This window comes from Acinetobacter sp. UBA2063 (genome assembly GCF_002333245.1).
Lineage (GTDB): Bacteria > Pseudomonadota > Gammaproteobacteria > Pseudomonadales > Moraxellaceae > Acinetobacter > Acinetobacter parvus.
Window position 1 is genome coordinate 1 of the sequence record NZ_DDAH01000150.1, and the last position, 8,139, is coordinate 8,139.

Here is an 8,139-nt window from a genome sequence, read left to right on the forward strand (position 1 = left end):
ATGATGTGAGGAGATCAGGGTTAAAGAGACAACGGCTAAACCGGCGGCTTGCAAGGCAACTGCAAACAAATGGTTTTTCTGTTGCAGCCAATAGCCAGCAATGGTGGTGATAACACCCGCACTGGCAATAAATCCCAGTTTGACACCCAGACTCAACTGCCAATGTTCACTGGCAAAACGCAGTAGCAACACTACACCCACCATCAACACGGCCACAGCAACACGCAGGATTGGATTACCATGTATCATCCAGTCGAATGCAGGTTGCCACCAAGCCTGTTCTTTCGCTATGGGTGGATTGTTGGGGGATATGGAATCGTGAATATCCATATTTGGAGTTGCTGCGACATTGGCCTGCATCCACGCTGGATGCTGGGCTTCAAAACTTGGTGTAGTTGTTGGTGTGGTGTGGTCGATCTCAATATTTTGAATATTACCTAAAGCTTCTGCTTTTGAATCGGCATTTGTATATTGTTCCAGATGAAGCAACCGTGTTTGAAAGGCGCTGATGGTTTGAATCAGGCAGAGCATAAGCACCAGCAACGCACCACCTGCCAGCCACATCCATGTATTTGCATAGGCAAAAAGCGCAACCAGCGCCGCGCTATAAATCACGATGCGTTGCATTCCAATACCAGCAGACTGGGCAAAATAGCTGGGTGCCGCCTGCTCAAGCTGAAGCAAACGCTGATGAATCTCGGAAAGGATGTGTACAATAACAACAGTTAGTCCTATTGCGGCGGCAATAATCGTCCCCTGCCATTGAAATGCGATTGCACTGACGAGCAATATAGTCAAGGCAACCAGAACAATGACCATTCCCTGTTTATCTTTTTTATACATGGGTTTATATCAATTATCACAGCTTCATTGAAGCTATCTTACTTGATCATTGGATAGGCCGCTATTTTTACATACAAAATACTGCAATTTTTAAAACGACATAGATCGTCTCTGCTCAACACGACAACAGGGACAGCCACCACTTTTTCACGTAAAATAGCTGCCAGTTCATAATAAGGATTTGTGCAATGCCACCTTTTGTCCTGGTTGACGGGTCTTATTTTCTATTTCGTGCTTTTCACGCCTTACCTCCACTCACAACATCGACTGGTCTGCATACCAATGCAATCCGTGGTGCCATTTCGGCGATCCAGAAGCTGATGCGCCGTACCCAGCCCACCCATATGGCGGTGATCTTTGACACGCCAGAGCCAACATTTCGTCATAAATTATCACCGATTTACAAAGGTGATCGTCCAAGCATGCCAGAGGAATTGTCACAACAGATTCCGTATTTGCATGCCTTAATCAAAGCACAGGGTATTCCATTGTACAGCCTGCCAGGTGCAGAAGCGGATGACATTATTGGAACGCTGGCAAAACGTGCGGTGCTTGAGGGTCACCATGTGCTGATCTCAACAGGCGACAAGGATATGGCGCAACTGGTCAATGAGCATGTCAAACTGGAAGACAGCTTCAAGGACCGCGTGCTGGATGAGGCTGGCGTATATGAGAAGTTTGGAGTGCACCCGCACCAGATTATTGACTATCTCACCCTTATGGGCGATGCCTCTGATGGCATCATGGGCGTTCCAGGCGTGGGGGCGAAAACAGCTGCCAAACTGCTGAATGAATACGGTTCACTGAACAATATCATTGCCAATGTAGACCAGCTCAAGGGTAAAATCAGTCAAAATATCAAGGATAATCTGGACAACATCAAGATTGACCATCAGCTTGCCAGCATTGTCTGTGACCTTGAGCTTAATCTGGACTGGCATGAACTCAAGCTCTGCAATCCAAACGTGGACCATCTGCGTGACCTTTACACTGAACTGGAATTTCGTAACCAGTTACAGTCTTTAGATCATCCGAACAATCCAAATGGCTCTGCCTATCAACAGACTTCACAGAACATTGTGAAAGCTGCGCAAAACACTGAATCCACAGTAGCACAGGATGGTATTGCAGAAGACCATGCCAGTCTTTCCAGTCAGGATGACCAGCTTGGCACAGCCAGCTATCATACGGTACTGAAACAGGAAGATTGGGACAGCCTGTTACAACGGATGCAGGAGACCGATCACTTTGCCATTGATACAGAAACCACCAGTCTGGACTATCGTATTGCAGAGCTGGTTGGATTTTCTGTCGCCTTTGATGCAAACGATGCCTATTACATTCCATTGGCACATGACTATGAAAATGCACCTGAACAGCTTAATCGTGAAGCTGTTTTGGCACAGATCAAACCGATTCTTGAAAATGAAAACATCAGGAAAATCGGTCATCATTTAAAATACGATGCACACATCTTTGCCAATCACGGCATCATCATTCAGGGCTGGTATTTCGATACTATGCTGGCGTCTTATGTCCTGAATGCAGCGGCAACACGTCATGGTATGGATGATGTGGCACGGGTGTATCTCAGCCATCTCACCACCACTTTCGAGCAAATCGCTGGTAAGGGTGCCAAACAGAAAACCTTTAACCAGATTGAGCTTGAGGTTGCGGCACATTATGCCGCTGAAGATGCGCATGTCACCTATCGGCTGTATGAGGTGCTGTCAGCAAAGCTCCAGCCTTTCCCTGAACTGGTCAATATCCTGCATAACATTGAGATGCCTGTTGCTCGGGTATTGACGGACATGGAAGAAGATGGAATCAAGCTGGATCATGCTTTCCTTGACCAGCTCAGTGTTGAATTTTCAGAAACCATGCAGACTCTGGAAAATCAGGCCACCGAACTGGCAGGTGAGGCATTTAATATCGCCTCACCTAAACAAGTCGGTGAAGTGTTATTTGACAAACTGGGCATCAAAGGCGGCAAGAAAACAGCAACTGGACAATACAGCACCAGTGAAAGTGTGCTGGAAAAAATTGAGCATCCGCTAGCCGAAGTGATTCTGGAACACCGTGGACTGGCAAAGCTTAAAAACACCTATACTGACCGTCTGGTTGAACAGTCACATGATACGACACATCGTGTGCATACCAGCTATCATCAGGCCTTGACCGCGACAGGCCGCCTGTCATCCACTGACCCAAACCTGCAAAACATTCCAATTCGTACTCAAATTGGCCGTCAGATTCGCAAGGCATTTATTGCACCTGAGGGGCGTGTACTGCTGGCAGCCGACTATTCACAAATTGAACTGCGCCTGATGGCACATTTCTCCCAGGATGATGCACTGGTTCATGCGTTCCAGCATGGACAGGATGTACACCGCCGTACCGCGTCTGAAGTACTGAGCATTGCCATTGAAGATGTGACCAATGACCAGCGTCGCCAGGCCAAGGCCGTCAATTTCGGCCTGCTCTATGGCATGTCGGAGTTTGGCTTGATTCGTCAATTGGGCTTTACCCGTGAAGAATCACAGAACTATATCAAGCAATATTTCCACCGCTATCCTGGTATTTATGAATATATGCAGCGTACACGTCAGCTTGCACTGGAACAGGGTTTTGTTGAGACAATACTGGGGCGCCGTTTATATACACCAGATATTGATGCACGAAATATGATGGTACGCAAGGCGGCTGAACGTGCCGCGATTAACGCACCATTACAGGGAAGCGCGGCCGATATCATTAAGATTGCCATGATTGAGGTTGATAAAATCCTGCCAAAAGATCAGGCCAAGCTTTTATTGCAGGTACACGATGAACTGGTATTTGAAGCAGATGAATCAATTGCTGAGGAGCTATCCAGACAGATTACGGATGTCATGCAGTCCGTTGTTCAGATTTCAGTTCCATTGGTGGTTGAGGTCGGACAGGGACTGAACTGGGATGCTGCCCATTAATATGTAATCATTCTTCAATAAATTTTCCCTTGCAGACAAGCATACTTTTAATGCTGCAAGGGAGATTACAATAAACGATCCATTATAACAACTAACCATAACAGGAGAAAGGAATGCAATATGTCGTTTAATCAGGTTCAATTTAACCGTTATCATTCCATTGATTCTTTACGCTTTATTTCAATTTTTCTGGTCTTGCTGCATCATTTTAACATCCCTTACAAACTGTTTGACACCTCGATCAATTTCCAGATTTTTGGTGAAGACATCACCACCCTATTCGCCAGAAATGGTAACTATGGGGTAACGATGTTCTTTGTCATCTCAGGCTATCTGATTACTTCACATACTATCAAACGCTGGGGCACCCTAAGCCAGATCAATATGCGGGATTTCTACATCTCACGATTTGCCCGAATCATGCCCACTATGATTTTACTGGTCTGTTTGGTTAATCTTTTAGGCGCATTCGAACTCAAACCATTTATGACCCAGGCACCTAATGGCATCGTGGTGGCACAGTCAACAGTAAATTTGGCTGCTCTCACTTTTTGGATGAATATCCTGATTATCGAAAATGGCTGGGTCAACTATGTGCTGGGCGTGCTGTGGTCGTTATCCGTTGAAGAAGTCTTTTACCTACTTTTTCCACTAGCCGCCCTCTTCCTCAAAAGACAATCTCTTTTTTTGATTGCCTGTGTCGCCCTGATTCTGTTTTGTCCTTATTTTAGGTATTTACATTATGGTGAGGAAAGTGGTGCCTATCTGTATCACTATTTTTCCAGTTTTGATGGAATTGCCTTTGGCTGCCTTGCGGCATTGATTGCACCACAGCTTAAACTCCATCAAAACACATGGTCGTTCCTTAAATTTGCTGCGATCGGTACGATGCTGCTGATCTATTTTTCTGCGCCGATTAAGGAAAGCTGTGTTTGGGGAATTAGCCTATTTGCTTTGGGTACTGCAATTGTGATTCTGGCAAATGTGGCAAACGAACAAGCCAAAGTTCAGGTTGACCGCTTTAAATTCCTACAAAATATCGGTAAAAATAGCTATGAAATTTACCTATTCCACTTGATTATCCTGGGCTTTTTTAAGCTTTTTTATACGCCCGCATTGACTCAGGGTAATATTAAGCTTGTACTACTGGTGATTTATCTTGTACTTGCGATTGGACTAGGTGCAGTCATTGCCCGTTACTTTTCCAATCCACTGAATCAAAAAATACGACAACGTTTCATCAGAAAATAAAAAATGGGCATCTCGCCCATTTTTTATTGAATCCAGTTTGCTTAAAGACCTGTTAATAACACTTTAGCCGCTTCATTCATTAAGATCTCAGCAATATATAAAGCCAAGAATGCCAAAATTGGCGACAGGTCAATCATCCCCATATTCGGCAACAAACGGCGGAAAGGTGCAAGCAATGGCTCAGCAAGTTCCTGAATCACTTCAATATAAGGTGAACGTGTCTGCGTAAACATCACCACCCAGCTTAAAATGATGGTTGCAAAAATAAGGTAGCGGCAGAAACGGATCAAGTCCTGAATCATGGTCACAAAAGTCGTGATCACCAGATACACGGCACTATGCGGCATCTGTCCAGACAAATACATCAGGCCAAAGATTTTCAGTAAATACAGCACCACCAGCAAGGCAACCGCAGCCAGATTGACACGACCCTTGCTCACCGTTGGAAAAATACGGCTAAAAACATCCACAATCTTGGTGGCTTTCACAGTTGAAAGCACTACAGGATTGTATGGACTGACTGCCGCCAATTGCATTAAAAAACGGAAGAAGACCAATAAAATTGCAACATTGATCAAAACACCAAAAATTAGCGCAGAACTTGCACCCATAATTGTCTTATCCTACTTAAACCGATTTAGTCTTGTCACTCAACTCTTGTGCGAGCTCTTGGCTACGCTTCTGAGCTGCTGCAAGCGCTGCCTGAATATTTTGTGAAATCTGCGCACGGTCAAACACTTCCAAAGCCGCCTGGGTTGTGCCATTTGGAGAGGTGACGTTTTTACGCAATTCTGATGGTGAGTTGGAGCTGGTAATTGCCATTTGGGCTGCACCCAATGCTGTTTGCAACGTCAATGCTGTCGCCACTTTCTCCTCCAGACCGAGATTCTTGCCTGCACGGATCATGCTTTCCATTAAATAGAAAAAATACGCAGGACCAGAACCAGATACGGCGGTTACCGCATCAATTTGCGCCTCATTATCCAACCAGATGGTGAGACCTGTCGCTGCAAGAATCTGGCTGGTCAGTTCACGGTCCTGTTTACCAACCGCTTCAGATGCATAAATGCCATGCGCCCCTGTCTGCACCAACGCAGGTGTATTTGGCATCACACGCACAATACGCTGGCTGCCGCCAATTAAATCTGAAATGGTTTGAATTTCAGCACCCGCAATAATTGAAATCACGAGTTTATCCGACAATAAACCTTTTAATGGTTGTAATACCGTTGCCAATACCTGCGGTTTCACCGCCAACACCACCACATCCGCATTTTTAATGGCTTCAAGATTATCTGCTGTAGTTTGAATGCCTTTTTCTTCCAGTACATGACGAATCTGTTCTACGGGGTCAGAAACCGTAATGCGTGTTGTTGGTAAACCGCGGGAAAGCAGCCCACCAATCAAGGCTTGCGCCATGTTGCCACCACCAATAAAACAAATATTTTGATTCAATGCTGTCGCCATATCCTACTCGTCATGTGAAAAAGACTGCTGAGAAAAATCACCACAGTCAGAAATTAAAACTGGTTGCCAACCGCCATGCTCTACATAGTCAGAGTGCGCCAACCAAAAACCCTTTGGGCTAAAAACCCCAAGCATAACATTATCCACGACTAATATTTGAATTGTATGACGTAACCAAGGCAAAATCTGTGCTTCCTGAATGGCTTTTTTCAGTGGCCAATGCCCAACCCGCCCATAAAGATGGATTTTCTCGCCACCCTGCCGCTTGATTAAGCGCAACTCTCGACCCAGCAGTTTTGGAGAAAGCCCGATCGTCTGCGATTCAATCCTGAATTTTCCCGCTGCAACCTGTATAAATTGACCTATTTCATAATACTGTGACGACACATTTGCAATGGATGATTGCTTTTCCGCATATAATATATCATGTGTTAAACGATATAGTTTTTTCTGATAGCGAACATAATAATGCTGGTTGATATGTAAAGTCGCCTGTGCATCAGGTTTCGCCAGAATCACCTCTTGCTGTAGGCGCTGTACCATATCGTAGCTTGGACGATACTGATCATCTCCCTTTACCCAGGCTGAGAGTAATTGACGTTGCCGAGCTGCTGAAAATTGAGAAAGCGCAAGTAAGTCGATTTCATTATCTGTGGCGCAGTATTGCCAATCCTTTTGTAATACATTCTCCAATATCTCTGCTGTATCCTGCATCAGATAACTGGTGCGTGCCACAGCACCCTGCATTTTTGGGAAGCGAGTTTGTATAACATCCCATAGCACTTCCCGACACCATGCCCGATCATAATGGGTATCATGATTGGTTGGATCAGTCACATAATCAAAACCCAGTTGCTGTGACCATTGCTCAATGTGCGCACGACTTAAGTCCAAAAATGGTCGCCAGATGGTCATATTATTGCGTTTATCGATTTGCCGCATTGCAGCCAGTCCATTTACTCCAGCGCCAGAAAATAAACGCAATAACACAGTTTCAGCCTGATCTTGCTGATGATGAGCCAGAACTAAAACTTCATGACTTTGCAAATGCTGTTGATAGGCCTGATAACGCGCCTGCCGCGCTTGCTGTTCCAGATTGCCTGCTTCAACCTTCACCTTTTGAATGATGCAGGGAACTTTCAGTACTTCAGCTTGTTTTTGTACCAGCGTTCCCCATTCCGTACTCATCTGCTGTAGTTGATGATCAATATAAATTGCACGGGTTCTGCTTGGAAAAATTTCAGACATCAGATGCAACAACAGCATGGAATCCATGCCGCCGCTACACCCAAGCAGGAATTGGGTGGATTCAGAAAAATACTGGACTTGCGTTAGGATGCGATGCCTAAATTGCTGCTGCCAAACTTCATTAAACGTTGATAACGTGCGTCGCATCTTGCTTGAGCATCCATCGGTTGCAGTTCATCCAGAACTTGTTTTAACACATCTTTTAAGTCATGCATGACTTTTTCAGGCTGCAAATGTGCCCCGTCGCCCTCATCCACGACATATTCAACAATACCTAAAGCTTTCAGCTTGTCGGCAGTTAATGCGAGTGCTTCACTGGCTTGAGCCGCTTTATCTGCTGTTTTCCATATAATGGAGGCAC

Annotated in this window: 6 protein-coding genes and 1 pseudogene; 2 read left to right on the forward strand and 5 right to left on the reverse strand. The window is 45.1% G+C overall.

Going from position 1 to position 8,139, the window contains the following annotated elements; all coding sequences use genetic code 11:
• On the reverse strand, nucleotides 1–843 hold an 843-nt coding region (locus B4H32_RS06765), incomplete at its 3' end, for a DUF2339 domain-containing protein (protein WP_286800993.1).
• Nucleotides 844–1,031: 188 nt separating this feature from the next.
• Here B4H32_RS06765 and polA point away from each other — a divergent pair.
• Both polA and B4H32_RS06775 read left to right on the forward strand, forming a co-directional pair.
• The gene (polA, locus tag B4H32_RS06770; protein WP_004757247.1) at nucleotides 1,032–3,812 is read left to right on the forward strand and encodes a DNA polymerase I; all 2,781 of its coding nucleotides are present in this window, start codon (nucleotides 1,032–1,034) and stop codon (nucleotides 3,810–3,812) included.
• Nucleotides 3,813–3,932: 120 nt separating this feature from the next.
• Nucleotides 3,933–5,063: an acyltransferase family protein gene (locus B4H32_RS06775; RefSeq protein ID WP_004683027.1), complete on the forward strand. Its 1,131-nt coding sequence runs from the start codon at nucleotides 3,933–3,935 to the stop codon at nucleotides 5,061–5,063.
• A 41-nt stretch (nucleotides 5,064–5,104) separates the two neighbouring features.
• Here B4H32_RS06775 and B4H32_RS06780 read toward each other — a convergent pair whose 3' ends face one another.
• From B4H32_RS06780 to B4H32_RS06795, 4 genes and pseudogenes are all read right to left on the reverse strand, one after another.
• Nucleotides 5,105–5,674, reverse strand: coding sequence for a YggT family protein (locus tag B4H32_RS06780; RefSeq protein WP_004683029.1), 570 nt, complete (start codon nucleotides 5,672–5,674; stop codon nucleotides 5,105–5,107).
• A gap of 16 nt (nucleotides 5,675–5,690) precedes the next feature.
• Nucleotides 5,691–6,530 carry a pyrroline-5-carboxylate reductase gene (gene proC, locus B4H32_RS06785; RefSeq protein ID WP_004683030.1) on the reverse strand — a complete coding sequence of 280 codons (840 nt, stop codon included), beginning with the start codon at nucleotides 6,528–6,530 and terminating at the stop codon, nucleotides 5,691–5,693.
• Between the two features lie 3 nt (nucleotides 6,531–6,533).
• Complete coding sequence (tilS, locus tag B4H32_RS06790; protein WP_081407149.1) at nucleotides 6,534–7,925, reverse strand: tRNA lysidine(34) synthetase TilS; 1,392 nt, start codon at nucleotides 7,923–7,925, stop codon at nucleotides 6,534–6,536.
• Nucleotides 7,862–8,139 (reverse strand): annotated as a pseudogene (locus B4H32_RS06795) (acetyl-CoA carboxylase carboxyl transferase subunit alpha); the annotation flags it as partial. The pseudogene B4H32_RS06795 and the gene tilS, both read right to left, overlap by 64 nt.

Excerpts from the sequence above, each read along its gene's own strand:
- polA (WP_004757247.1), top strand. The coding sequence starts at position 1,032 with ATGCCACCTTTTGTCCTGGTTGACGGGTCTTATTTTCTATTTCGTGCT.
- B4H32_RS06775 (WP_004683027.1), top strand. The coding sequence starts at position 3,933 with ATGTCGTTTAATCAGGTTCAATTTAACCGTTATCATTCCATTGATTCT.
- B4H32_RS06780 (WP_004683029.1), bottom strand. The coding sequence starts at position 5,674 with ATGGGTGCAAGTTCTGCGCTAATTTTTGGTGTTTTGATCAATGTTGCA.
- proC (WP_004683030.1), bottom strand. The coding sequence starts at position 6,530 with ATGGCGACAGCATTGAATCAAAATATTTGTTTTATTGGTGGTGGCAAC.
- tilS (WP_081407149.1), bottom strand. The coding sequence starts at position 7,925 with ATGCGACGCACGTTATCAACGTTTAATGAAGTTTGGCAGCAGCAATTT.